This window comes from Pseudoalteromonas sp. M8 (genome assembly GCF_018141365.1).
Lineage (GTDB): Bacteria > Pseudomonadota > Gammaproteobacteria > Enterobacterales > Alteromonadaceae > Pseudoalteromonas.
On record NZ_CP047240.1, the window covers coordinates 1,475,769 to 1,500,889 of the forward strand.

The 25,121-nt window shown below is 45.0% G+C and carries 17 protein-coding genes; 3 read left to right on the forward strand and 14 right to left on the reverse strand.

Going from position 1 to position 25,121, the window contains the following annotated elements:
* Nucleotides 1-3 precede the first annotated feature (3 nt).
* The 12 genes from GSF13_RS11300 to GSF13_RS11355 all read right to left on the reverse strand — a co-directional run bounded on the left by GSF13_RS11300 (nucleotide 4) and on the right by GSF13_RS11355 (nucleotide 16,119).
* Entirely contained in the window at nucleotides 4-4,557 is a 4,554-nt protein-coding gene (locus GSF13_RS11300; protein WP_211868362.1) for a non-ribosomal peptide synthetase, read from the reverse strand.
* 23 nt (nucleotides 4,558-4,580) lie between these two features.
* A complete protein-coding gene (locus GSF13_RS11305; protein ID WP_211868364.1) occupies nucleotides 4,581-5,336 on the reverse strand; it encodes an alpha/beta fold hydrolase in 756 nt (251 codons plus the stop codon).
* Nucleotides 5,333-6,040: a hypothetical protein gene (locus GSF13_RS11310; protein WP_010606255.1), complete on the reverse strand. Its 708-nt coding sequence runs from the start codon at nucleotides 6,038-6,040 to the stop codon at nucleotides 5,333-5,335. Before GSF13_RS11310 ends, GSF13_RS11305 begins: the two co-directional genes overlap by 4 nt.
* The gene (locus GSF13_RS11315; protein WP_010606256.1) at nucleotides 6,037-6,768 is read right to left on the reverse strand and encodes an SDR family oxidoreductase; all 732 of its coding nucleotides are present in this window, start codon (nucleotides 6,766-6,768) and stop codon (nucleotides 6,037-6,039) included. The genes GSF13_RS11310 and GSF13_RS11315 overlap by 4 nt, the downstream gene beginning before the upstream one ends.
* A gap of 11 nt (nucleotides 6,769-6,779) precedes the next feature.
* On the reverse strand, nucleotides 6,780-7,178 hold the full coding sequence (gene fabZ, locus GSF13_RS11320; RefSeq protein WP_010369411.1) for a 3-hydroxyacyl-ACP dehydratase FabZ: 399 nt from the start codon (nucleotides 7,176-7,178) through the stop codon (nucleotides 6,780-6,782).
* Entirely contained in the window at nucleotides 7,175-8,290 is a 1,116-nt protein-coding gene (locus GSF13_RS11325; RefSeq protein ID WP_010369409.1) for an ABC transporter permease, read from the reverse strand. The genes fabZ and GSF13_RS11325 overlap by 4 nt, the downstream gene beginning before the upstream one ends.
* On the reverse strand, nucleotides 8,283-9,050 hold the full coding sequence (locus GSF13_RS11330; protein WP_010369407.1) for an ABC transporter ATP-binding protein: 768 nt from the start codon (nucleotides 9,048-9,050) through the stop codon (nucleotides 8,283-8,285). Before GSF13_RS11330 ends, GSF13_RS11325 begins: the two co-directional genes overlap by 8 nt.
* Before the next feature lies 1 nt (nucleotide 9,051).
* Nucleotides 9,052-11,235 (reverse strand): beta-ketoacyl-[acyl-carrier-protein] synthase family protein, encoded by a 2,184-nt coding sequence (locus GSF13_RS11335; RefSeq protein WP_211868366.1) that lies wholly within the window; start codon nucleotides 11,233-11,235, stop codon nucleotides 9,052-9,054.
* On the reverse strand, nucleotides 11,228-12,724 hold the full coding sequence (locus tag GSF13_RS11340; RefSeq protein WP_211868368.1) for an AMP-binding protein: 1,497 nt from the start codon (nucleotides 12,722-12,724) through the stop codon (nucleotides 11,228-11,230). Before GSF13_RS11340 ends, GSF13_RS11335 begins: the two co-directional genes overlap by 8 nt.
* Nucleotides 12,725-12,758: 34 nt before the next feature.
* Nucleotides 12,759-13,052, reverse strand: a complete 294-nt coding sequence (locus GSF13_RS11345) for a phosphopantetheine-binding protein (RefSeq protein ID WP_010369398.1) — start codon at nucleotides 13,050-13,052, stop codon at nucleotides 12,759-12,761.
* Between the two features lie 137 nt (nucleotides 13,053-13,189).
* On the reverse strand, nucleotides 13,190-14,809 hold the full coding sequence (locus GSF13_RS11350) for an aromatic amino acid ammonia-lyase (protein ID WP_010606259.1): 1,620 nt from the start codon (nucleotides 14,807-14,809) through the stop codon (nucleotides 13,190-13,192).
* Between the two features lie 650 nt (nucleotides 14,810-15,459).
* Nucleotides 15,460-16,119, reverse strand: coding sequence for a hypothetical protein (locus GSF13_RS11355; protein ID WP_010606260.1), 660 nt, complete (start codon nucleotides 16,117-16,119; stop codon nucleotides 15,460-15,462).
* Nucleotides 16,120-16,399: 280 nt separating this feature from the next.
* On the opposite strand from GSF13_RS11355, the gene GSF13_RS11360 reads away from it, so the two are divergent.
* Nucleotides 16,400-16,993 carry an ATP-binding cassette domain-containing protein gene (locus GSF13_RS11360; RefSeq protein ID WP_211868370.1) on the forward strand — a complete coding sequence of 198 codons (594 nt, stop codon included), beginning with the start codon at nucleotides 16,400-16,402 and terminating at the stop codon, nucleotides 16,991-16,993.
* 1 nt (nucleotide 16,994) lies between these two features.
* Nucleotides 16,995-18,068, forward strand: a complete 1,074-nt coding sequence (locus tag GSF13_RS11365; protein ID WP_211868372.1) for a DUF6136 family protein — start codon at nucleotides 16,995-16,997, stop codon at nucleotides 18,066-18,068.
* 9 nt (nucleotides 18,069-18,077) lie between these two features.
* On the opposite strand, the gene GSF13_RS11370 is transcribed toward GSF13_RS11365, so the two are convergent.
* Entirely contained in the window at nucleotides 18,078-20,045 is a 1,968-nt protein-coding gene (locus tag GSF13_RS11370; RefSeq protein WP_211868374.1) for a winged helix-turn-helix domain-containing protein, read from the reverse strand.
* Between the two features lie 189 nt (nucleotides 20,046-20,234).
* On the opposite strand from GSF13_RS11370, the gene GSF13_RS11375 reads away from it, so the two are divergent.
* A complete protein-coding gene (locus GSF13_RS11375) occupies nucleotides 20,235-22,493 on the forward strand; it encodes a DUF5916 domain-containing protein (protein WP_211868376.1) in 2,259 nt (752 codons plus the stop codon).
* A gap of 120 nt (nucleotides 22,494-22,613) precedes the next feature.
* Here the strand turns inward: GSF13_RS11375 and fadE are convergent, their stop codons facing one another.
* Entirely contained in the window at nucleotides 22,614-25,067 is a 2,454-nt protein-coding gene (gene fadE, locus GSF13_RS11380; protein WP_039496080.1) for an acyl-CoA dehydrogenase FadE, read from the reverse strand.
* Nucleotides 25,068-25,121 lie beyond the last annotated feature (54 nt).

A 25,121-nucleotide genomic window follows, 5' to 3' on the forward strand; every position in this document is an offset into this window, starting at 1 on the left:
GGTTTAAATCTCTAATTCTTGTGTTTTTTCAGACTGAGTCGTGGTTTGTTCTAGTTGTGTTTCACTTAACTGGGATTGCAGTGCAGTTAGTTGCTCCTGAGAAAGCGAGCCCGCGCCAAAGTCGCTAGGGGTGTTTACACCGCCGCGCTTTTTCGCCTCGAGCGCCGTATCCAATACATCATGCAGCGCTTGTGTTAAGTGAGTAGCGAAGGCATCGGTAAGATTGCCATCTAGTAATGAATCCACTTTGATCCTGAGTTGCTCGCCCTGAACCAACGCATTGATATCGAGGATCAGATCCGAGCCGTTTTGTGCGGAACTTGTCTCGGTTTGCAGTTGGTTGTCTATTTGCCAAAGCGCATCGCTTTGCCCACCCATTTGGCCCAAGTAGTTAAAGCTGATACTTGGCAACGTTAAGCTGGTGTCTTGCAGTTGTGCACTACCAAAACCAAGACCTTTATTCGGGATCTGGCGTAGCGCTTCTTTGGCATCAATAATGGTGTCGCTTAGTGTCGCTTGTTGAGTCAGGCGTAGCGGGTACAAACAAGTGAACCAGCCAATTGTTTGGTTGATATCAGCATCATCACGCCACATTTCACGACCATGACTTTCCAACGTGATAGTATGCTGAGTTTGCTTAAAGGTTTTACTCAATGCTTGGCACAAAGCAGCCAGTAGTAACTCTTCACCTTGCGTATTGAAGCCTGCATTCGCGTCACGTATGAAGCGGGCCGTGGTGTGCGCGTCTAGCTCTAACCAAGCGGTTGACGGTGTTGCAGCCATGCTTGGCGGATAGCTTGGCAAGTTGGTTGCTAAACGCTGCCAAAATGCCATTTCCTGCGGGTGTGCTGCCGGGTACGCTTGCATCATTTCTACCCACTGTCGATAGCTGGTACGTTTACTCAGCAACTCTCCTTGTGCTAAAAGGGTTTGCAGATCTTGCGCGATGATCCGCCAAGAAACTGCATCGATGATTAAGTGGTGAAGTGCAAAGTGAAGCAGGTCGTAGTCTTCGCAAAACGCTTCGATATGTGTAACTTGCCAAAGTGGGCCATTACAAATATCGAACTGGCTTTGTCGCGCGTTGAGTTCTGCTTGTACATCGTGTGACTTGCCGTTAAGGACGTTGAGTGGCGCCATCGTACTCACATCGTTATATTCTTGCGTAATATGGCCTTCAAATTCCATAAAGGTTGTGCGCAACATATCATGTTGATCACTTAAACTGTGTAGCGCCTCTTGTAATTGAATTTGGCTAAAGCCGCTTGGGATCCTGATTGCAAATGCCTGATTCCAATGATTCTCCTCCGGTAGTGCTTTATTGAAAAACCATTGTTGAATTGGCAGTAGATCAAAGCGTCCGCTCAGCAGGCCTTGCTCCTGTGTTATCTCTCGTTGAGTCGCTTGTACGCTAACAATACGCTGACTTAACGCCGCTGCAGTTGGACAATCAAAGATATCTTTTACTTGCAGTTCAATGCCTTGCTTTCTGAGCAAAGCAACGAGTTGAATCGTGAGAATAGAATCACCACCGATAGCAAAGAAATCATCTTTGGTGCTCACTTGCTCAACACCAAGCAAAGTTTTAAATGCTTCACACAGTTGTGCTTCCGTTTCGTCTTGCGGCGCCACATATTCGCTTTGGCTTACCAGTTCAGGCTCTGGTAACGCTTTACGGTCTAATTTACCGTTGCCAGTCAAAGGTATTTCCGCAAGCTCAGTCCACGTTTTTGGCTGCATATAACTGGGTAGCGCTTGACTCACATGGGCTTTCACTTGGGCAGTTTGGCCGTGATGTTGTGGCTTAAACTTGATATAAGCGGCTAGGTAGGGAACACTTTGTAGGGTACGGTCGATAACCACCGCTTGGGCAACTTCTGGCAATTGGTTGATCACGCTTTCGATTTCACCCAGTTCAATACGGTAGCCACGGATCTTCACCTGATTATCGTTACGACCGATATACTCCAACTCACCATCCGGCAGGCGTCTTGCCAAGTCACCAGTTTTATACAGTCTGGCTCGTCCTTGTTGAATATCTTGTTCGCTTGCGTACGGGCTGCTAATAAAGCGTTCTTGACTGAGCGCTTCGCGGTTTAAATAACCACGAGCAAGACCTGCACCGCCAATATATAACTCACCGCAGGCACCGGGTTCGACCAACTGCAATTTGGAATTTAGTACGTACGCTTTCATATCTAATATGGGTCTACCGATATGAGAGGCTTTAGAACTTGATTGTTGCGTGAGTGCTTTATAGGTGACATGCACCGTGGTTTCAGTGATCCCATACATGTTGACCAATAGCGGCTGTTCATCGCCGTAGCAGTTCCACCAAGGGTTGAGCATTTCGGGGTTGAGTTTGTCACCACCGAAAATCACATACCTCAGTTTGTCAAAATTCAATTTTGCACTTAGTGCCGCTGCACTAAATTCATAGAATGCGGCAGGGGTCTGATTAAGCACAGTCACTTGATTATCTGAGCAGTAGTCTGCAAAGGCCTCAAAATCGCGGATCAGGCTGTTGTCAGGAATACAGAGTTTACCGCCATAAAGTAGGGCGCCCCACATTTCCCATACACTAAAGTCAAAAGTATAGGCATGGTAAAGCACCCAAGTATCGTGATGGTCAAAGCCATAATCTTGCTCCGTCGCCGTGAACAATCGAGCGACGTTTTCATGAGTTTGCATCACGCCTTTTGGTTGGCCTGTCGTACCCGAGGTATAAATGATGTATACCAAATCCTGCGGTGATTGGTTTATGACAGGGGCTGTGTCGCTTTGTTGCTGGGCATTGAGTGGTGTAACTAGTGGGCAAGCCACCTCCGCCAAACGGCATTTTTCTTGTGCAGCGGCATACTCTTGTTCATCGACAATCAATAGGCTTGGGTTAGTATCACTTAGAATAAAGGTTGTTCGCTCGCTGGCATGGTCGGGAGACAGCGGCACATAAGCCGCACCCGCTTTAGTGACAGCAAGAATTGCAATCAGCATCTCGATAGAAGGCTGCATGTACAGCGCAATTAACGTATCGGCAGTGAGGGTTCGCTGATACTGAGACTGATATTGCTCCCGTAAATGCAAGGCAAGGGCGTTGGCTCTGGCGTTAAGGGTTTTATAATCGATAGATTGTGTTTGGGTTTGTAGCGCGATTTGATCTGGGTGTTTACTTACCGCTTGTTCAAACCAGTGATTTAAAGTGGTGTCGGAAAAGAACGTTTCATTATCTTGATTGCTGCGCGCCAAGATCAGCTTTTGCTCTTCTTCATCCAGTACAGGCAGCTCGGCGATATTAAGATCGCTAGAGTGGGTAAGTAATTCAATAAAGCGCGCCTGAATATCGGTGATCCGTGTCATTGCCACGCGAGAAAAGACAGACTTAGCGGCGACCACTTTACGACAAAGGCCACCTTCGGTTTCAAAATGCGTAAATTCGATATCAAATTGTGAAACACCAGGCTCAATGGATACCCCTTTGATAATGGTATCTCCCGCTGTGCCCAAAGCAAGTTCGTACCCTTGGCGACCAATCATCAACGGGGTGATCCCTGGACGAATGCCATTGCTTTTTAGCTTGGCTAAGTAGTTACAGGTGACATTAATATGCTTCGCAGCGTCTTTATTATTATTTCCTGACAGCAGTAATTGGGTGAGCTGGTTACTGACTTCACTGATAAGCGATGCGCCTGTGTACTGCTCAATATCGCAAATAGAAACCGTTTCAACGTCTGAATAATGACCTAAGATCGCACGTGTTTTACGGGTGCGGCGAGCCATCGGGATCCCTATGGTCAAATCGGTTTGCCCAGTGGTATGAAATAAAGTCAAAAAGACGCTGGCAAGCACGACGCTAAAACTCGTAACGCCAGCTTGAGAGGCTACCTGTTTTACTTGTTTGAGTGCCTCTGGGTTTTCTTCACGAAACGCGATGCCGTCATAATGGTGCGCTAGTGCCTCAGTATTACTCTGGTAAAAATCGATAGGATAGAGTTCGCTCTGTTGTGAAGTTGCTGCACGCTCAGGCTTTTCTTCAAACATCACTTGATAATCAAGAGGGGCGAGATCAAGTTCAGAGTTATCAAGCACCGCTTCTACACATGCGAGTAAATCGCTCATTAGTACTTGTAATGCCCACTGGTCACAGTTGATGTGATGCCCTTTGATGGTCAATAGCAACCGAGTTTCTGAGCTACAAGCGTAGAATTGAAAGGTCTCTTTAGTGATATCGATGGCTTGCTCAATTAAGGTTTTGGCGGTGACAGAGTCACTAAAAGCGGCAATCTCATCAGGCACGGCTAATAACTTAGGGGCACAGGCTAATAATTCGAGTTGTGGTTCGCCTTGAGCCTCATCAATACGACTCGATAAAACTGGGTGCCTTGCAAATAGCAACACCAAGGCTTGCTCTAGTGCCTCGGCTGTGAGCCCGCCGGTAAATTGTACCGCGCAAGCGATGTTATATACTGGATTTGCCAAATCAAGCTGTTGGGCTTGCCATACGTGAAGTTGCCTCGTTGTCAGTGACTTGAAATTGGCGGAATTGGACTGTGAGTTCATTGCGTGATCCTTGTTTTTTCGCCTTAACACAACGGCTTTTGCCAGTTTGCTTTTTGGTATTTTGTTTGCTGCAAGCGTGCTAGGTGTCGCGCTACTGCGGCGACAATCACCTCACACGCCAGCGTTGGGCGTTGCTGTAAATACATATGACCGCCATCGACATAATGGTGCTGAAAATAGTTCTCGCAGTACTCAGACCAAGCTTGGTGTGACTCAGGCTTAACCAAGTGATCTTGTGTGGCGAGGATCAGTTCGACCGGCATCGTTAACGTAATGTCAGTACTGACGGGTTGCTCGGCTAACATAAAGTCGTCTTTAAACATGGCGGCCACAACCGCTTCTACGTCCTTCGTTAAACGATGTTTAGGCAGCATGTCGAGATGATATAAAGTCGTGAGCAAGTCCGAGTCAGTCAATTTTGAGTACTGGGTAGCCGAGGGAATACTTGGCGCGCGACACCCAGATAGACAGAGTAAATCCGGTGTTGTCAGTGCGTGTTTAGCAAGATGATCGGCAAGCTTATAAGCCACCATCCCGCCAAGACTGTGACCAAAAAACACGCACAACCGCTCACTACGCGGCTGAAGTTGCGTGCTACTACTTAGGTGACTAAGTGCCTCATCCCAGTCCCGTAAAGATTGCATGCCTGCTTTAGTACCACGGCCCGGTAAGTCGATGCCGTGGAGTTGCCAATGCGCAGGTAAATGTTTGGCCCATTCCCTAAAAAACAAAGAAGAGCCACCTGCGTGATGGAAACAGTATAAGTCAACCGGCATCATAGCTTGAGCTCCAGCGTTGGTGTGAATGCGATGGATTGACCGGTGAGCATGGTGTTGGTTTTCATAAAGTTGACTAGGTATTCCACCAAGTCTTGATAGCTGTATACCGCAGGTCGTGCACCCAATACGCCTCCTTTTAGGTTGCGCTTTTGGATTCTTGCGGCTTTGCTATCGGTAGCCAGTAGCGGTAACACAAAACTGTTAACTGCCAGCTTGCTACCTTGATACTCGCGCGCGAGCGTCATCATCAACGCATTATGAGCGTGGTTACAGACACTGGCGGTGGCTTCTAATTCGTAATTTAAGGTGTCTGATTGAGTTAAAAAGACGAGGTTTCCACCACTTACTCTGAGGTTGTCCGCAATGACTCTGAGGACCGAAAATACGCTTTCTAGACGCGCAATCACTTGCTCGCCAACGGCAATGTCTTCGAGTAGATTGCTTTCATCAAGGCGATTGGCACAATGCAGTACCATCACTTCTTGCTGATTATTATTGAGTTCAAACCAATCTAGTAATGTAGTGGTATTTAACTCCGAGAGGGGAGCGTTGAGGTGGATATGGCTCGCTTCTGGATTATGCTCGAGCACCTCAGCACTTGCATTGATAAGGAGTAACGGATGTTTTTGCGACAGCAAATGGGTAACGAAGTGGCTATCAAACTCACTTGTTGGATAAAGTAAAATAAACGCTTGAGCATTCATACCGCAAGCCCTCCATCCAAACGAAGCACATTTCCAGTTTGGTAGTTAGAGGCGCTAGAAGCGAGATATAGCGTGGCATCAGCAATCTCTTTGACGCTCCCAACACGACCTAGTGCGGTATGTTTAAGCACCGGGTTGATAATGCTTGCGGGGATATCATCAATCATATCGGTTGCAATAAACGTCGGAGCGAGTGCGTTACAGTAAACACCACAGTGACCATATTGCCGTGCAATAGTCCGAGTGAGGCCAATAATTGCGCCTTTTGAGGTCGCGTAGTTGGCTTGGCCTTCACGTCCGCTTATTCCACTTTGCGACACCATGTTGATGATCTTGCCTGCACCTTGCTTAGTCATGACTGGTAACACCGCTTGGCAACACAGCAATGTACCCTTGAAGTTGATATCTAACACGTTATGAAAAGCGTCGTACGACATCTGAGAGAACAAGCTATCATTCGTGATCCCAGCGTTATTCACTAACACATCAACCCGACCCGTGTCGCTTATCGCTTGGCGAATAGCGGAGTTGACGAACTCGCTGTCGGTAATATTGCCGCTTTGTTGAGTGAAACGAGCTTGATACTCAGGTTTGTGTAACTCCGCGATGGGGGTTTGTGTGCGACAAATACCGTATACTCGAGCACCACCTTGCAAAAAGGCGAGTGCGATGCCTTTGCCTATCCCTTTGGATACGCCAGTCACTACTACTGTCTTTCCAGTAAACACAACCAAGTTCCTTAATCCGTGTAAACAATCGTGAGTTCAGCTTTTGCAACCAACTCATCTTCAACGTGTGCTTGTGCTTTAAAGCGCGCCATCGCACCAAATTCAGTTTCTAGTTTTGCCGTTACTTTAATGATTTCGCCGGGGCGAACAGGGCGACTAAATTTGGCTTTTTCTATGGAAGACAGCATGCCTCCTTTGTGCGTGTTGTTGCAGCACAAGCCGCTGATCTGCGCCATGGTCTCAATGATTAACACACCCGGGAAAATAGGCTCATCCGGAAAATGTCCTTGGAGGCCTGGTTCGTTATGCGAGACAAACTTTAGTCCAACAATCATCTCTCCCGGTGAATGTTCGATTATCTTGTCTGCAAACTTAAATGGTGCCTTGTGCGGCAAGTTATCGGTGATCATGATTTTTCATCTCCCCAGTCAAAGCAGAAGTAAACGATGAGGAAAAACACCACGCTGGTGACGCCTAAAATAATCAGTTGACGACTTACCGCAGCCAGTTCAACGCCTTGGTTTGCGACTAAGCGCAGTGCATCCAAAAACGCAGTGGTTGGCAGTAACGAAACTATTTCTCGCAGTAGAGTGGGGAAGTTAGCGGTGTCGAAATAGATGCCCGATAAAAACATCAACGGAAAGTAAAGTAAGTTAGCTATCCCTGATGAGACTTCAACCCGTTGGCTACGGGCGCCGACTAACACGCCGAGCATACAGATACAAAATGAACCGAGTGCCATTACTGCAATGATATCCAGCACGTTTCCTTGCAGCGTGTAACCAAATAAAAAGTGAAATGCGACGAACAGAATCAGCATTTGGAACACCAGCAAGAATAAGCGTGCGAGCACGATCCCAATGATGTAATCACGGCGTTTGAAAGGAGAAAGGCGTAGACGTTTAAAAAAGCCGTTTTGTCTGTCCGACACTAAACTGTTGGCAATCGACACCAGTGCTAAACCAAGGACTTGTAACACGATGATCCCCGGGATCAACCAGTCAGTGTAACGATAACCTTTGACGCTAATGACATTGCTTCGCATCTCTTCGCCGTTAGCTTGCGCTTTAAGACGCAATAGATAGTTACGTGCCATTAACGACTCATCGGAGTTATGAGTAGAAAACATAGCGTTGGGGGCAAGGTAAACTTCAGGGCTCACCTCATTTTGCAGCTTACGTAGCACTGAGCCTGGTGAGCTGATCACTTCCGCCAGCTGAGCAGAAGCAAAACTGTCTTCCAGCACAATTGAATCGGTTTGTGAGAGGCGGGTAACGGTAACGAGTGGATCTTCCTCCATCGCTTTAAGCCATTTCTGTTCAATTTGCTCGCCATGCATCACCACCACATTCATAGGAGACATTTTTGGTCCACCGGAGAAGGCTTGGATCAACAATAGGGCGATAAAAATAGGTAAACCGAATGTCCATAGCAATACCGCTTTATCACGGAAAAAAGGTCGAATATTGACCATCATTAATTGCCAAAATGGATATAACTTAGTTTGACTTAACTCAGGCATAACTTTCCCTCTCCATCGTGGAACCTGTGAGTTTCAAAAATACGTCGTTGAGTGTGGCTTTTCTGGGTTCTTTAATCACCGGAGTCTCAAAGGTGCGATTAATAATGTCGCTTGGCGCGCCTGACTCTATGATTTGACCTGAATTAATGATGGCTAAGTTGTCGCATAAGAACTCTGCCTCATCCATGTAGTGCGTCGTTAACATCACACAGGTACCGGCTTCTTTGAGGTCTTTAATGATGTGCCAAAACTCTTGGCGACTCGTGGGGTCAAGTCCCGTAGTTGGCTCATCTAAAAACACCAACTTGGGCTGGCCAACCACTGCCATCGCCAAAAATACGCGTTGCTTTTGTCCACCACTGAGTTCGCTTAGCCAAGCGTCCTTTTTCTCGCTTAAATTGAAGCGCTCAAGCAGCGTATCAATTGGCGTGTAGCTTGGGTAAAAGCTGGCAAATAGCTCGACGCACTCTTTTACTTTGAGTTTTTCGTAGAGGTTATTGTGTTGCATCACGCCACCCATAAGGCTGCGAAGTTTGGTTTCGTGTTGCTTCCAATTAAGACCAAATAACGTCACTTCACCTGACGTTGCACTACGCAAGCCCTGAAGTATTTCCAACGTCGTAGTTTTTCCGGCGCCATTGGGCCCAAGGAGTCCAAAACATTCGCCTTCGCTAACGCTAAAAGAGACGTCATCGACGGCAACTTTTCGTGTTCTTTTGTAGACCTTCCTTAAGTTCTTCACTTCGATCACGGTCGTCATCTTATTTCCTTACTGTTCGTAAAATACATCCCGTCATACTTCCCGCGAGATTAACGCTTAGGAGTAGGGTTTGATCTAACTCGATATCACCAACTGGGGTGTTGAGTGCATGCATTAGCGCACGCACTGCTAATTCTGTACTGTGTAGAGGCGTGGTTTGTGGCTGATATTTTATAAGTTGAGCTTGTGGTAAATGGCTGTCCAAGCTTGCTGCAATGGTGGCAAACGCTTCGTCGTGATGAGTACTTAACACGACATTGCCTACTTGGCTTAGCTTTCTGGCTTTGCTTGCCAATAATCTGTCTAGTGCTTGATGTTCCTGTGCATCATTGATTTGAATAAAATCAATGAGTTCTGCGAGAGGTTGGTAGCCTGCCGGTAACACCTCGCTGGTTGCCAAGAGCGCCGCGCTGGAAAAATGACCGATATCTGCTTGGAATTGATGTGCAGCCCAGACCCGCTGCGAGAGTGCAGTATCGTCTTGCGAGCTACATACCATCGCATATCGACTTCGACCTTCACGCATATCAAGAGTTGCGCTCCAAAGCGCATGTAGAAAGTCATTGCCTAAATCACTCACACAAGTGGCCGAGTTTTTAAAGCCGAAGCCGAGTGCCAGTTGCCCTAATGTGGCATTGACGACGGTATTGGGGAAATGCGTACTTTTTAGCTCTGCAATGCCATCTTGAAATGATGCGAGGTTTTTATCTAAGGTTTCCAGCGAGCCAATGGGATTTGCATAGTAGGCTGCGAATTCTGGCAGTGGTAATTGTGCTAAATTGAGATCGCTGTCTTGTAAGGTAAATTGGCAGGCACCTAAGGCAAATTGTGCAACACACGGTGTACGGCGCTGGAAAAGTGCAGGGAACTGCTGTTTTAAGTTAAATTCAGCAAAGTGGTCGGTGCTATTTTGTCGAGCATTGTATACTTCAGTATCAGACAGGCTGGTGGCAGCAAGTAGATACACCGGTTTTGACGCCGTGTTAATCGACGTTTTCTGATGTTTACTGAGTAGCATGCTGGTGTTGTGGCCACCAAATGCTGAGTTAGTCACCGCAAAAACATCAACAACCTGAGGTCTGGCCTGATTGGTCACTAATTGATACGCATGGCAACACGACCTTATTGAGTCGACACCCAGTGTTGCTGGTAGAAGCCCTTCATCCTGACTGACCAAAGTTGAAATAAGTTCTACGGCACCAGCGGCACCAAGGGTATGACCAAAGTAAGATTTACTACTTGAAACCGAGACGTCGCGCATGGCCTGTTCACCAATGGCTGATTGGATCCCTTTTAGCTCTGCGCCATCATTTGCTGGCGTACCAGTCCCGTGGCTGTTGATATATTCAATATCACTTGCTGCAACGGGCGCATAGGACAATGTCTGCGTAAAAGCGCGGCGTACACCATCGCCCTCGGGGTTAGGCGCTGTAGCGTGGTGAGCATCTAAGCTCGACCCTGTCGCGAGCAATTGATATCGCAGCGTTGCGTTACGCTTATTAGCATGTGTTTGCGATTCAAAGACTAAAAAACCTGCGCCTTCACCTAAACTTAATCCCATTTTTTCGCTGTACGGAGCACAAGGTTTAGGACTCAAGGATTGTACCGACTGAAAGCCGCCGTAAACTAACTCGCTGAGGGCATCTGCACCGCCAGCAATGACAACATCTGCTTGGTCATTTTCGATAAGTTGCTTAGCAAAAGCAATGGCACTGCTACTTGCGGTACAGGCCGAGGTGAAAGTCATTACAGGGCCCTGAATATCGAAGTGGCGGCTGACATCGGTTGCAATTTGATGTGGTGGATAAAACTTAAACCCTAGTTGATGCTGACCTTTAAGGCTCTCCATCAATGAAAACATACCGCAGTTTGCATTACCGAGAATAAATGCCACACGGGTACTGTCCATCTCAGTTAAGGCTAAATTTGCATGCTCAAGTGCTTCTGTAACGGCATGGATAGCGTATTGGCTCGCCAGATCCATATCAAAATGTTCTGCGCTGTGGTGCTCGTAGTTGATAGCGAGCGCCCCAACATTGTGTGTTAGTCCCTGTGTGTCGAAACGATTAATGCGGTCAATACCAGTGCGGTTTTCCTTGATGCTAGTTAGCAGCGCTTTGCGATTCTCGCCCGCTGCGCAGAGCACACCATAACCAGTAATGAAAGTTTGTTGTTTATTATTCATGTACGCATTCCTGTAGTGCCGAGAGGGTGATTTTGCCGAGCTCGTTTTCTGGAAATTGCGCCAAAAAATGAACCTGCGGCGTGGGTAAATCTTTAAACCAACTTCTGATGTCCTGAAGTGTAGGGATGCAAGATAGTCCTTCGACAAAGGCGACCAGCTCGCCCCCTTTATTATTGTTATTGTCCTCGATAAAAAACACGCGATGGCGAAGTCCCGCAAAGCGTTCTTGGAGGATTTTTTCTATACTTTGTAGCGAGTAGCGTTTACCTGCATACTTAAATATTTGGTCTGCGCGCCCACCGTGTGTGAATTGGTTTTCATTGCTGAAAATCAGCTTATCTTTGAGCTCAAACTCATCACAATTAGCCACTAAAAACGGTGATCTCAACATGGTTTTGTGTTCGCCATTTTGATAAATGTCGACCGCAGTGAACTTAGTAAAGTGCGTTTCGTTGTTGCCTAATGGACGATAGCCGATACCGCCGGTCTCAGTGCTTCCTAGTACCTCAAAAGCTTGTATTGAAAGTGATAGGTAAGAAATAAGGTCGGCAAGTTTTTGCTCTTTCTCACCTTTGAATGGTGCACCTGAGCTTATTAAGTAACAGTGGTTTTGATTTAACTGATCGGCCACAAAGTCAAACATAGTTGGCGTTAAGATCACACCTACCTGTTTGTCTTTTACAGGTTGTAAATCCGGTGTTGAACCGAGTTCATAACACACCGGTTTGCCAAGCTGCAGAGGGAGCATAAATGCCCAAATAAAGCCGAACATGTGGCGGATATCAACGCAGGCACAGAAATAATCTACTGCGTCAAACGAGAAAGTGTCAGCAAAGGTGACGGCTTCTGCATGGAGTGAGGCGATGGATTTATGCCAAGTTTGTGGCTTGCCTGTGCTGCCTGACGTTTCAAAGCCAATTGTCTTATCGCTATGCTGTTGTAAAAATGCCGTTATGGAACGAAACGGAACTTCTACCTCTTGATTGGCAAGCGTGAGTTCTCGCCAGCTAAACGCATTGGCGTTCGCGGCCGCATTCGCACTTAATACCGGAGTGATATTGTGCGCTAATAACACCATAGTGCTCACAATGATATCGCAGGGCGTGCTGTCTTTGATAAGGCGAGCCTGACCGATGATCTCACACTCTAGACTACGCTGTATCAGTGCTAGTAAATCGGTCTCTTTGAGAGAGGTGACTTGATCTGCCCAAGTCTCCAAGGGTGCTGCTTGTTTTTGTTGCGTTAAGTTTAACGCTATTTGACGTGTTAGTGTCGCCAAAGTTACAGTGCTCAATTCGCCCAAGTCTTTTAATTGGAACGCTTTTTTACATGCAGCAGATAACTGCATAAGGTCGACCGAGTCGAGAAACAGTGGCGCCTCAATTAAATTGGCGTCGTCACTTAGTACGTCTAGTTGTTCTTTATCTACTTCTAACTCAGCTTCAATCAGTTGCATGAGTGTTGAACGAATGGCACTGTATGTTTGCATGGTGTCCTTCCAAGCGAAAATGGTTACGGTCAGATCAACAAGCTTCAGCTGTTGTTTGTGCTTCAACTTGTTCGTGAACAAAGCTAGCTAAGGTACTGACGTTTTTCATTTTTTCTTGAATGGTTTGTTCTGGGTAATCTTTGAACTTAAGGTTGTATTTTTTCTCGATAGATACCACAAGATCGAGCACCTCGATGCTGTCTAGATCTAGACCGTCACCGATAAGTTGAGCATCATCTTCGATTTCATCAATGCTATCTACCACTTCTAAATTGTCTACAATGATGTCTTGTTTAATAAATTGTGTTATTGATTCTAAGCTACTCATTTTTATATCCTTTTTAGTTTCTCTGGTGTGTAGTTTACGTCTCATTAGCGGTTTTTGAGCAACAACAAGCCCTAGCTGGCTGCAGTGAAGCTGCCAGCTATAGCGTTATCGTCATCTCAAAAATGACTTAGAGAGGGTTACTGCTCATTAAATAGGGCGTTAACCATATTGTTGATTTCGACATCCATCGGCCTATCTTCAATGACTGGTTGGAAGTTGCTGCTAATTTCGTCGAAAAACTCGCGAGAAAGTGCGTTGAGTTTCTCTGCTTTTGCATCTTTCCCATCAACATAAAATGCCTGGCGGATCGCCATTGCCTGAATAGCAATAACTGGCTTGATAAGATCTGTAATACGACGAAGGTCACGTGCGGCGATGGTGCCCATGCTGACGATGTCTTGGTTTAGTGCTTCTGTTGTGCGTGAAAATACTGACATAGGGCCTGCATTTTTCAGTGCTTCTGCAACAAGAGAAGAAGAGGTAATTTGCATTGCTTTGAAACCGTGGTGTACCCAAGCTTTGTCGCCAAGATCTTCACGCGCAACCAAGTTGTTAGAAATTCCACCGTTAAGACGGTCGTCAACCAAAATGCCTAATTCACGCTCTAGTAAGGCGCCCATGTTTGCAACGAGTGGCTTGAGGGTATCGCACACCGCTGCAACGTGACCACCGTAGAAGTGACCCGCGTTGAGGATAAGGTCGTTCTCATCATCAAATAGTGGGTTATCGTTCACAGAGTTGATTTCAGTCGTTAGGATCTGTGATGCCCACATCTCAGCATCAATTAATGGACCTAACACCTGCGGAGAGCAGCGAATTGAATAGCTATCTTGTAACCTGAACGTTTCTTGCTTGCCAAACTCAATGTTGTCATCGGTGCGGTTTCTGCGACCTAAACGCTGATCGACGTTAGTTAAGCGTTCTAGAATTTTCTCTGCGCAGATCTGCTGTCCGCGGTGTGGTTTAAGTTCGTGTACGCGTTTATGGAATGGCGATGCACGACCTTCGATAAGTTCGACATAAAGCGCGATCAGTTTACAGCTTAAATCAATGCCGCGGCGGATGTCTTTTAGCGCATTCGTGGCGATGGCAGACATAACCGAAGTACCATTCATGATAGCTAAACCTTCTTTCGGCTTTAGCTTGTATGGCGCAATGTTTAGCTCTTCTAACACTTCAGCGGTTTCACGTAGTTGTCCTTGATAGTACACCTTACGCTTACCACCAAGTGCGGCACCGACATAAGAAAGTGGTGTTAAGTCGCCACTCGCACCCACTGAACCCATAGAAGGGATAGCTGGGATGATGCGGTTGTTTAGAAAGGTTTCCATTTGCGCCAGCAATTCCCAACTAACGCCTGAAAAGCCTTTGGCATTACAGTTCATGCGGATCAATAAAGTCGCGGCACAATCAGACTCTGAAAGGTAATCACCAACGCCACAGCCATGATAAGCTATGAGGTTTTGTTGTAATTCTTCAGAGAGAGAAGTCGAAATACGGTTACTTGCTGAGTTACCAAAACCAGTCGTCACGCCGTATATATCTTCTTGATTTGCTAATTTATTGTCCAGGTATTGACGGTTTTGCTCGATTCTAGCTTTTAGTGCCAATTCGTCCAATTTTACTTTGGATAAGGGCTGAGCTGCGTAATCTTGCACTGACTCCAGAGAAAGTGATTGATCTTGCGAGATGAAAACAATACTACCGAGCTTTTTCTCGACCTGAATTGCTTCCTTTTCTGTGTTGTACTGGTTCATGACTTTCCTACTCTGACTAAAATAATGAATCCGATTGTGATTTTCACAATGCTTATATTTTTGTATGGCGGGAAATTGTTTAGAAAACCCAATCATACTTGTTAGAGGCGAGTACTACTTAACCAACGTCCCGTGTGTGCCAATCCGCTAACTTGGTCGGCTTTGTCGCGATACTATTGTCGCTATCTTTGTTACAAGATTATTTTATTTGTAAATAAAAAATATTAAATGTGATTTTTTGATTGTTGTGTTTTAAGAACGGCGGCTAGGTTAAGCCCGAGTTTTCAGGGTGTCAACACGAAAAATTTGACATTTTAATGTTAATTAAATCTAACGTTAACATAATTGAAATGTTATAAAATGATTGCAATATGGAGTTGTTAATAGCTATTTTTTATCTCTATGAGATATAAAGAGTTAATTGATTTTTAAAGCTAAAACTCTATTTTTATTGCGCGTGGAAAGTTTAATAAAACTGACTTATGACAAATGTCACTATTTTGTATGGTCGGATCTGAAAATGAATAGAATTGACTTATTTCGGCAGAAAGTTGAATTTTTTGTGAATAAAAAATGCGTTATAAATATAAATCTAGACGGCTAACCGTTGAGGTTGCCGGAATATCGGCAGCCTCAAAAACACTGATTAGTTAGTATTCTAAAACGGTGCTCATTAATCCAGTTTCACCGACGACGAGTAAGTAAGAGCGGTCTAGTGATGCATTGCAAAGACTTATAACCTCATCACCCATCATAATATCTTGATTACAGTCATCCACTTGATACCAGCTACTGACTTCTCCTTTATCAAATTCAACGTCTGAACCGTTAATATTTAATGTCATTGTTTTGGAAGCTAATACTCGTACGGTAAATTTATTATCGTGATCATCTTTAGACTTTCTAACCACCTTTATATCTAAGGTATCGTTGCTATCCTGCATTACAACAAAGTGATAATCTCGGTCATTACTTACCTTAATTTTTTCTTGTTCTACCATGCCAAGCTTGTTGACTGACTCAGCATAAAAACTGATTTCACGGTTGGTGTTATGTTCGTGTGTTATGCGTACGGGTTCTGAACCGGAAGCTAGTACTTTGACGCGATATTTATCGTCAGCGACATTTCGTTCATCACCGTCTAGCTCAGTGTTAGCAAGGTGAAATGCAATTTCATAATCGGTGGCATTAACCAAGTTATATTGGTTTTTATAGATGTCAGAACCGAAGTTAGCGGTCTCGACATCTTCAGACGAACATGCAACCGCTAATAGGGATAGGGTGGCTGCAGTTAGGATACGAAAGTTCATAGTTGATCTCCTTTATCAATATTTTGAACATAGGTCGTTATTCAAGCGATTTCGGAGCAAGAGTATAGGATGGAAAAATGAAAGGTTACTTAATGATGTTTATAAGATGTTAAAAAATGTAGTGTGTAAGGCTTTGTTACAAAATAAGGTACGTAAAATGCGCCATTTTACTTTCTAACTAGGTGATAAATATTAGCTTTTGTAATAAGTTAAGTTTTATGACAACTACATTTTTAAACATAAATATAAATCCCTATTTGGATTTATAGTGTAGAGCAAGATGATAACGATAAAGTCTCTAAGTAAAAGCTTCTCCAAAGAGGTACTGTTTGACAATTATTCACAAGAGTTTGAGCATAATAGAATTTGTTTAGCGGCGCCGAATGGCGTAGGGAAAACCACCTTACTGAGTATGATTGCTGGGCTTGATGATGCCTTCAATGGCGACATTCTATTACAAGACAAGAAAATCGATAAACGCCAAACACTTGTTGCACTTGCGTCAGACAATATTCCATTTCCTGCTTTTTTGCGTGCAAAAGAGTTATTAACTCTCACATCAACCGCATGGCAATGTGATTTTCCTTCGCAGCTTGTAAACGACTTTCAGTTTGAAACCTTTTTAATGACGCGTTACGCGGATCTCTCCTCTGGTAACAAAAAGAAGCTTCAGCTTATTAATGCCTTGATGCGTAATACCCCTTATTTATTGCTCGATGAGCCTACTGCGGCTTTGGACGCGGCAGGCTGCGAATATATCGTTGAGCTCGCGCAAAACTACGCTGGCATGGTGCTGATGACAAGTCATGAGCCTGAACCTTTTTTACAAGTTGGATTTCACTCTGTTCCCTTAGCACCAAAACAGGGTAGTTAATATGCTTTATTACTATCGTTACAGAAAAGCATCACTTTCCTTATCGCTGCAAGCTATAGGCCAGCAACTTCAGCAATTTGGCTTGATGATAGCTGCATTGTTTCAAGTTTATCTGCTAGGTTTTATCGCAATACTATTTATGGGTATAGGTAAAATTGTAGAAAGTGATAATCCCGTTGCACAGGTACAAATTGCGTGGGGATTACTTGCGGCGCAAAGCTTTATTCTATTTGTGTTTCGAGATGCGGTTTTGGACAAAGCGCACCGAAGTTACCACCACACGATCCTGCATCGTACCATCCATCAAAAAGTGGCGGATGGATTGTCCGTACTGGTTGTTCACCCCTTATTATTGATGACGCTAATTCTTTGCTACTCGATTGGAATTGAGAAAATCACACAAGCATGGCACTTACTGTTTTTTGCGGTGACGCAATTCTTCATTGCCCTTTGTTTTATTTATCGACCCTTGGGGACCAGTATTGGGTTATTGATAACAGCTATTATCAGTTTTGCTGTTTTCGAAATTACTTGGTATTTGGTTGCTGTAAACCTAATAGTGCTTGGCTGTGCTGTTTTGCTACCGCGTAAAGTGACGCTATCGGTAATGGTTAAAGGGGTGAAGACATTTTGGCTGAGCTTTGCTTACAACCACTATTTTGTGTTGCTTTGGCGCATTGTGATGAGTGTGTTAGTGCTATGGTTTGGCGCGATCTTAAGCGCAGAGCGCCCCGATCTGATGGCAAATTACGTGCCGGGTCTGGTGACTTTAAATCTATTATGGTGGTCGAGTCTTGCCATTGATCTCAAACCTGAAGTCTACGACCGCACTGCATATTGGTTGAGTATAGATAAGCTGCAATCGGCAAAGCAGAGCATCTGGATTATTGTGCTGACGGCTGCCGTCTGTTTTTCAGTGCCTGTCTATATGCTATTAGGACTGAGTGCGGTGAGCCTATTACCTTATGTCTTTCTACCACTTTTAGTGTTAAGTGCATTAAAAAGTCCACAGCATTTAGCTATGACTTGGCTCAGCACCTTAGTGCTGAGCTATACCGCGTATGTGCTTTTGTAATGATAATCGTTAGTTAGCAGCTTCAGGTAGGCGAGTCAGTTTCTTGATATCGCCTTCTACACTTTCCATCTTTGCTATGAGTAGATCCCCAAGCGCGTCGATATCGTAGTGCCAAATCAAGTGGCCGACTTTTTTAAGCGTAGGGTTTTGCTCTGGCATCAAGGTGAGTTGCCAAATGTAGTCCTCTTTTGACCAAGCGGATTGCCAATAGATGTCGTTGCCGCGAATTCTTAAGTTACTAAATTGATTGGTTTGCTTTTGACTTAGCGCATATTTATTTAACGCTTCTGAGTCGCTTTCGAATAGCGTCTCGTACTCAAGCAGTAGGTTTTGTTGTAGCACAAACCAGGTTTGTCTTTTGGGGTGATAAAAGACAAAGTCAGCTGTACTGTCATGGCTGCTGATAAGTGCCCCAGACAAGCTGTATTGGTTTAATGTTTCGCCGTCATAAGCCCATAGTGTTTGCTCATCTATCCAGCCCATGCTTTTGACGGGCAGACTCAGCTGTGAATTGAACTGGGTGAGTGGGCGTTTTCGGTCGTATATCACTAAATCGTTATCACGGTTTGAGGCCAAATAGCTCAGCTCTGGACTCCATACTAAAAAACCAACGTACTCATGCCCCTGATGAAAGGAAAGCTGACTGATTTTATCATCGCGATATAGATACACCTCGCATACGCCGCTGCGCCTCGACATAAATGCCGTTTCTCCCAAGCTGTTGGTCAGTGGTAAATAATCGATGCTTGAGCTTGAAAATAAGGGGAGATCGTCTCGGTCTTTGATATTAACTTGAAAGCTCTCCAATGCCGCGAATATATCGCCGCGATTATCGCTTGAGAAGCTCGTGTATAAGCCAATTTCCGTTTCTTTGATGGCTTGACTGTCACCGTCTCTAAAGTGTCGCGATAGGCTGCCATATTGGCTCGCAATCACAGCTTGATGATAAACATCAAACGCAACTGAAGTGACTGGAGCTGACCACTTTAGATGTACCGTGCCATCGAGCGTTTGTAGTCGTGCTAACCCTTGTTTATCTTGAACTAAATAATAGGTTTTATCTTGCCATGCTCGAAGGGCCATTTTTAACCGCTCGTTGGCTGCCAAAGCAAGTGGCAGCTTAACCATTTGATGGGACTCAAGCCGGTAAAGGTGTGCTGCTTTGGCATTATATTGGCCGAACGTTAGGATGAGCTCTTTGTCATTTTTCCAAACGGGTTTAGTACCAACTTGGCACGGAAGAATTTGAGAACTGTGGAAAAATTGCCCTGCGGCAGTCATAACATGAAGTTGACAGCCACTACCTTGATATTGCCAGAATGCCAGCTTATCTGAGTCGGGACTCCAACTTGGAAAGCTGATCCGCGAATCAAAGCGGTGTTCATTTAATTGATAGCCTTGTTTGTTGGCAATAATAAGGTGGGTAAAATCTTTTACATAGGCGATGAGATCTTTGCTTTGGTGGGCATCAACGTCAAATTCAAGGCCAAGCTCATGACTGAGGCTCGAGGTTTCGTAGCGTGATGGTGTTTTTTCTATTGGTGCTTGATTAAAAAAGGCGATTGCTCCAAAGCATAACACTGCCATTGCGACGGCACTGAGTGAAAAAATACGGGACTTGGCGATTACGTTGACTGGTTTTGCCGTATGACGAGGCGCTATTTCATTTCTTTCTAGTGGTGCGATAAAGCGATAGCCCCGCTTTGGGATGGTTTTGATGTAAATCGGGTTTTTAGGGTCGTCCCCGAGCACTTTTCGCAGTTTAGTCAGAAGCTGATAAAGACTATTAGGTTCGACAACCGCATGTTGCCACAGCTGTTCGGTAAGCCAATATTTCTCTAGCACTTCGTTATGATGCTCAATAAAAAGCGCGAGTAACCTTGCCATTTGTGGCTCAAGTTTTACGGTTTCTTGGCTTTGCCTATGTGTTAGGCAATCTTGCTGGAGATCAAACTGCCAATGTCCAAAACAAACCATCTCTACTTCCTGTGCCTGCACGCTGAGTACCAATTTCAATAATTAAAACCAATTGTTCCCATAACGTTAGCGTTTCTTAAGATTAAGTCAATGTTTATAAAGGTTAAGTCAGCTTTCTTCAGAAAAAGTTAAGAACTTTTTACGGCAAAGTTTGTTGCAATAGCAGGCATAACTCTGAGGAAAGTATGTATGAATAAAAGCAATAAATTTTGGCTCGGTTTAAGTTATCCCATGATGGCAGGAGCTGCACTTGCGGAACCTATCGTGGTTGATGGTAAGTTGAATGAAGCGCAGTGGGGTTCAGCTACACAGTTTGAACAATTTGTTCAGGTTGTGCCTGTAACTTTGGCATCTGCCAATGACAAAATTACCGCAAAAGCTTTTGCAACCGCCGACGGTGTTTATATTGGTATTAAAAACTTTCAGAATAAAGCTGAGCGCAAGCGACAATTCAATATCCATGACCGCTTTATGCAAGCTGACTTCAATCGGGTTGTTGTAGACTTTTCAGGCGACGGTAGTAGTGCATATCAATTTTCGGTGACATTAGGTGGCGGCTCGCAAGATGGTGTTGTAACCCCAAGCTTAAACGTAGATTACGATTGGGATGGGGACTGGCACTATGCCAATCACATTGACGATACGTATTGGACCACGGAATTATTGATCCCTTGGCATACAGTGTCGTTTCAGCCAGGAGATGAGCAGGGGCTTACAAAGATTGGGGTTTCGGTACAGTTGTATGAACTTAAAAGTAATTTTATCTATGCAAACCATGAGGATACAACAGCAAATAGTGATTTCTTCCTGACCATGCCAAAGATCGCAGCACAGATCCCCGCACATTCTCAATTGGCATTTGTGCCTTACTTTGCGCATCAGGCTCAATTTGCACCGCTAAGCACTTCACCTTCCGAGCGCCAGCACCAGTCCGATGTTGGCTTTGATTTGTTTTACAAGCCTTCTCATCATCAGAAGGTGAGTCTTGCCGTGAATCCTGACTTTGGTCAGGTGGATATCGATGATGTTGACGTGAATTATTCAGCCGTGGAAACGCTTCGCACCGATAAACGTCCATTTTTCACCCAAGATATCAGTCTTTTTGACGTTGCTGCACTTGAAAGCACTAAGCTTATTCATACTCGTCGGATAGGGGCATCAAGTGATGATGGTACACGCGCAATCACCCCCATAGATGCGGCACTACGATTTGTGCACAAAGGAAAGTCGGTACAATTTGGTACTTTTGCTGTGTCTGAGTCGGACTTTTCGGACGATATTGGTAAGCAGTTTTTTGCAACAAGAGCTAATTATCGCACGCAAGATTGGCAGGCCGGTGTGCTTGCGACCAAAACAGAACGGCCATTTCTTGAACGCGATGCCATGAGTTATGCCGTTGATGGCCAGTATCGTAGTGATACTTGGTCTTTCAAAGGCGCGCTATTACAAACTGAGGTAGAAACACAAAAGCACAGTGTGACAGGCCAAGGTGTATCGCTAGACGCGGAGTATCAACATTCGTTACAGACGAAGTTCGCTGCGCGCTACTTTGCTGTGGATGACGAATTTGATAACCGTGATCTCGGCTATATGAAACGCAATGACTGGCAGGTGAGCGAGCTTTATGGTGAATACGCGATGCACCCAAAAGACAGCTGGTTTACCAGATTAAAGCAGTCACTCACACTGAGGCATGAGCAAAATAATGCAGGAACTGGTTTAGCGGCCAGACAAGCATATTTAGCGCAGTTTTTGTTGGCAAATGGTGGTCAGCTCAACCTCGGGCTAGATTATTACACTAGCGGTAAACAAGACAACTTAGGGCGAGGCACCGAAGTGTTTGAGATGCCCAGCCGTGTAGAGTCTCGGGTCTTTTATCAAAGCCCTTATGTGGGGGATTTTTCTTGGGCTGCGAGTATAGAGCTTGACCAAGAAGGAATATCAGGCTCAGCACAGCAATACGCCGTGGATTTGACTTGGATGCCACACTACAACTGGAACCTTAAGTTGAGTAATTTCTTTAGAAGCGGTGATGGCTGGCTGATGGCGAACGGGCAAAACCGCTTGAGTGAATACGACAGAGATGAGTTTTCCAATAAGTTGGAATTTAACGGTCGGATCACCGACATCCTTGAACTCAGTGGTTCGCTACAGTGGACGATACTTGAAGCACAAAGTAAGACGATTTATCAAATTACCACCGGAGAGCTTCACGAAATTCATGGTGACACCAGTTTTGACGACAGGCGCTTAGCAAGCCAGATAAAACTGCGTTATCGCATGGGTGCATATTCAGATATTTTTTTAGTGTATCAACGCGGAGGTGCAAACTTTTCGACACTTGAAAAGTCGCAAGTCGGGCGCAGAGACTGGTTTGGTAGTGTCGCTGATTTATGGCAGCAACCAGTGCAAGACTTAGTGACGTTTAAAGTGCGATATTTATTTTAAAACACTAGAGCTGTGTTCCCCCGGCTCTAATCTGCCAAGAAAAAAGGTCAGAAAATTCTGACCTTTATATCCACGCTAATTGCTATGGTAGTATGGATCACACTACCTAAACAAAAATAGTTATGCTGCGTCTGCTTTACTTGATTCCTTCGTTCTTGCTTTACCGGCAAGTAACTCTTCAGGGTCAAAGTCATCAACGTTGATAACGGCAAGACGTTTTGCTTCAACGGCAGTCAATTTAGCTGCTTCGTCTTCGCTCAGTACACCTGCTTCAAGCCCCATTGCAGCTACTTTATCAAGTTGCATAAACGGTAACTTTTTACCAGTACCACGGCATACCTTTTCAAATAACGGCTCTACGGCAAGAATGTCTTTTAGCGTTTGCTCTTGCTTACCAAGCAAGCACAGAGGCTCATCTTTTAAGTAGATGTGTGTTGCAAGGCGGTCACGCGTTTCGCTAGGTACTTGAAGTAGCTGAGCAAGTTTGTGCTCCATTTTGTCGGTTGGTTTACGAACCGGACGACCAAATGGGAACAGTACCACTTTCAACAAACCACGTAATGCAGCAGAAGGCATGTTGTTGATTAAGTCAGCAAGGGCACGTTGACAAAGGTATAGGTGCTCCTGACAAGACCATTGCACAAACGGTAAGTCTTCTTTACGACGACCTTCATCGTTATAGCGCTTAAGCGTTGCAGAAACTAGATAAAGGTAGCTTAATAAGTCGCCCAAACGTGCAGAAATACGCTCTTTACGCTTAAGTGAACCACCAAATACAGCCATACAAATATCAGACATTAATGCCAATGATGCACTGTAACGAGCAGCATTACGATAATAAACAGCGGTTTCATCGTTAAATGGTACTTTGGTGAAACGTGCACCGGTTAGCGCTAACCACTTAGTTCTTACCAAGTTCGACATAGTGAAACCGATGTGACCCATCAAGGATTTATCGAAGCTATCAAGCGCTTCTTGTTTATCTTTGATAGAACAAGCTTCAAGTTCAGCCAGTACAAAAGGATGGCAGCGAATAGCGCCTTGACCGTAGATGATCATGTTACGGGTTAGGATGTTTGCACCTTCTACCGTAATTGCAATTGGTGCACCTTGGTAACCACGGCCAACGTAGTTGTTTGGACCTAGACAAATCCCTTTACCACCATGAATATCCATGGCATGGATGGTTGAAGCACGCATTTGTTCGGTTAAGTGGTACTTCAAAATGGCAGAAACAACCGAAGGTTTTTCACCTAAATCTACCGCGCCAGTTGACATAGTCACCGCAGCATCAGAGCTATACGCATAGCCACCCAGTTTCGCTAGTGCCTCTTCAATCCCTTCCATCTTACCGATAGGCAGTTTGAACTGGCGACGAATGCGGCTGTATGCGCCACTTGCAACTGCAAGGGATTTAATACCACCGGCAGAGTTTGAAGGTAGCGTAATAACACGACCAACCGACAAACACTCAACCAGCATGCGCCAGCCTTGTCCTGCCATTTTTGCGCCACCGATAATGAAATCGAGTGGTACAAACACGTTTTCGCCTTGGGTAGGGCCATTTTGGAATGGCACATTCAGTGGGAAATGACGTCGGCCAATTTTTACGCCTGGCGTGTTTGTAGGAATAAGCGCACAAGTAATACCTAACTCTTCTTTATCACCTAATAGACCGTCCGGGTCGCGCATCTTAAACGCCAGACCAAGTACAGTCGCAACAGGTGCTAAAGTAATATAGCGTTTGTTCCACGTTAGGCTAATACCTAATACTTCTTCACCTTCCCATTCGCCTTTACATACCACACCAAAGTCAGGGATAGATGAAGCATCAGAGCCCGCTTCTGGTGACGTTAATGCAAAACAAGGGATTTCATCACCCACTGCTAGACGAGGTAAGTAGTGTTCCTTTTGCTCGTCAGTACCGTAGTGCTGAAGTAGTTCGCCTGGGCCTAACGAGTTAGGCACGCCCACGATAGACGAAAGTAAAGTTGATTTACTGGTAAGCTTTTGTAGTACACAAGATTGCGCGTAAGCTGAAAACTCAAGACCGCCGTATTGCTTTTTGATGATCATCGCAAAGAACTTGTTGTCTTTTAAGTATTGCCACACGTCTTGCGGTAAGTCAGTCAGTTCGTGCGTTGCTTCCCAATCGTTAAGCATGGCACACACTTCTTCCACCGGACCATCCAAAAACGCTTGCTCTTCAACGCTCAAGCGTGGCTTAGGAAACTGATGAAGTTTATCCCAGTTTGGGTTACCACAAAATAGATCGGCTTCCCACCAAGTTGTACCTGCATCAATCGCTGACTTTTCGGTTTCTGACATTGTCGGCGTAACTTTTTTGAACGCTTTAAATGCTGGAGCCACGATGTACTGCTGACGCAGGTTCGTTACTGAAAGCGGAATAACAATCGCTAAGAAAATTAACCAAGAGATAATGCCAAATGCACCAGCAAAGGTGCCAACTAGCATTGTAACTGCTGCAATACCTAGAGCGGTATTCCAGCTTGCGCGATGATAGCTTGCTGCGCTGAGCAAGGCTAACAACGCGAGAACAAATATAAGTGTCATGTTGTTCTTCCTTATAAGAGGTCTGACCACCCAGTTAGACTAGCTGGTTAACGC

What these genes read in the sequence shown, in the direction of transcription:
- GSF13_RS11355 (WP_010606260.1), bottom strand. Translation starts at nt 16,119, where the DNA reads ATGAACTTTCGTATCCTAACTGCAGCCACCCTATCCCTATTAGCGGTT.
- GSF13_RS11370 (WP_211868374.1), bottom strand. Translation starts at nt 20,045, where the DNA reads ATGGTTTGTTTTGGACATTGGCAGTTTGATCTCCAGCAAGATTGCCTA.
- fadE (WP_039496080.1), bottom strand. Translation starts at nt 25,067, where the DNA reads ATGACACTTATATTTGTTCTCGCGTTGTTAGCCTTGCTCAGCGCAGCA.
- GSF13_RS11335 (WP_211868366.1), bottom strand. Translation starts at nt 11,235, where the DNA reads ATGAATAATAAACAACAAACTTTCATTACTGGTTATGGTGTGCTCTGC.
- GSF13_RS11310 (WP_010606255.1), bottom strand. Translation starts at nt 6,040, where the DNA reads ATGAATGCTCAAGCGTTTATTTTACTTTATCCAACAAGTGAGTTTGAT.
- GSF13_RS11360 (WP_211868370.1), top strand. Translation starts at nt 16,400, where the DNA reads ATGATAACGATAAAGTCTCTAAGTAAAAGCTTCTCCAAAGAGGTACTG.
- GSF13_RS11340 (WP_211868368.1), bottom strand. Translation starts at nt 12,724, where the DNA reads ATGCAAACATACAGTGCCATTCGTTCAACACTCATGCAACTGATTGAA.
- GSF13_RS11330 (WP_010369407.1), bottom strand. Translation starts at nt 9,050, where the DNA reads ATGACGACCGTGATCGAAGTGAAGAACTTAAGGAAGGTCTACAAAAGA.
- fabZ (WP_010369411.1), bottom strand. Translation starts at nt 7,178, where the DNA reads ATGATCACCGATAACTTGCCGCACAAGGCACCATTTAAGTTTGCAGAC.
- GSF13_RS11365 (WP_211868372.1), top strand. Translation starts at nt 16,995, where the DNA reads ATGCTTTATTACTATCGTTACAGAAAAGCATCACTTTCCTTATCGCTG.
- GSF13_RS11375 (WP_211868376.1), top strand. Translation starts at nt 20,235, where the DNA reads ATGAATAAAAGCAATAAATTTTGGCTCGGTTTAAGTTATCCCATGATG.
- GSF13_RS11325 (WP_010369409.1), bottom strand. Translation starts at nt 8,290, where the DNA reads ATGCCTGAGTTAAGTCAAACTAAGTTATATCCATTTTGGCAATTAATG.
- GSF13_RS11350 (WP_010606259.1), bottom strand. Translation starts at nt 14,809, where the DNA reads ATGAACCAGTACAACACAGAAAAGGAAGCAATTCAGGTCGAGAAAAAG.
- GSF13_RS11305 (WP_211868364.1), bottom strand. Translation starts at nt 5,336, where the DNA reads ATGATGCCGGTTGACTTATACTGTTTCCATCACGCAGGTGGCTCTTCT.
- GSF13_RS11345 (WP_010369398.1), bottom strand. Translation starts at nt 13,052, where the DNA reads ATGAGTAGCTTAGAATCAATAACACAATTTATTAAACAAGACATCATT.
- GSF13_RS11300 (WP_211868362.1), bottom strand. Translation starts at nt 4,557, where the DNA reads ATGAACTCACAGTCCAATTCCGCCAATTTCAAGTCACTGACAACGAGG.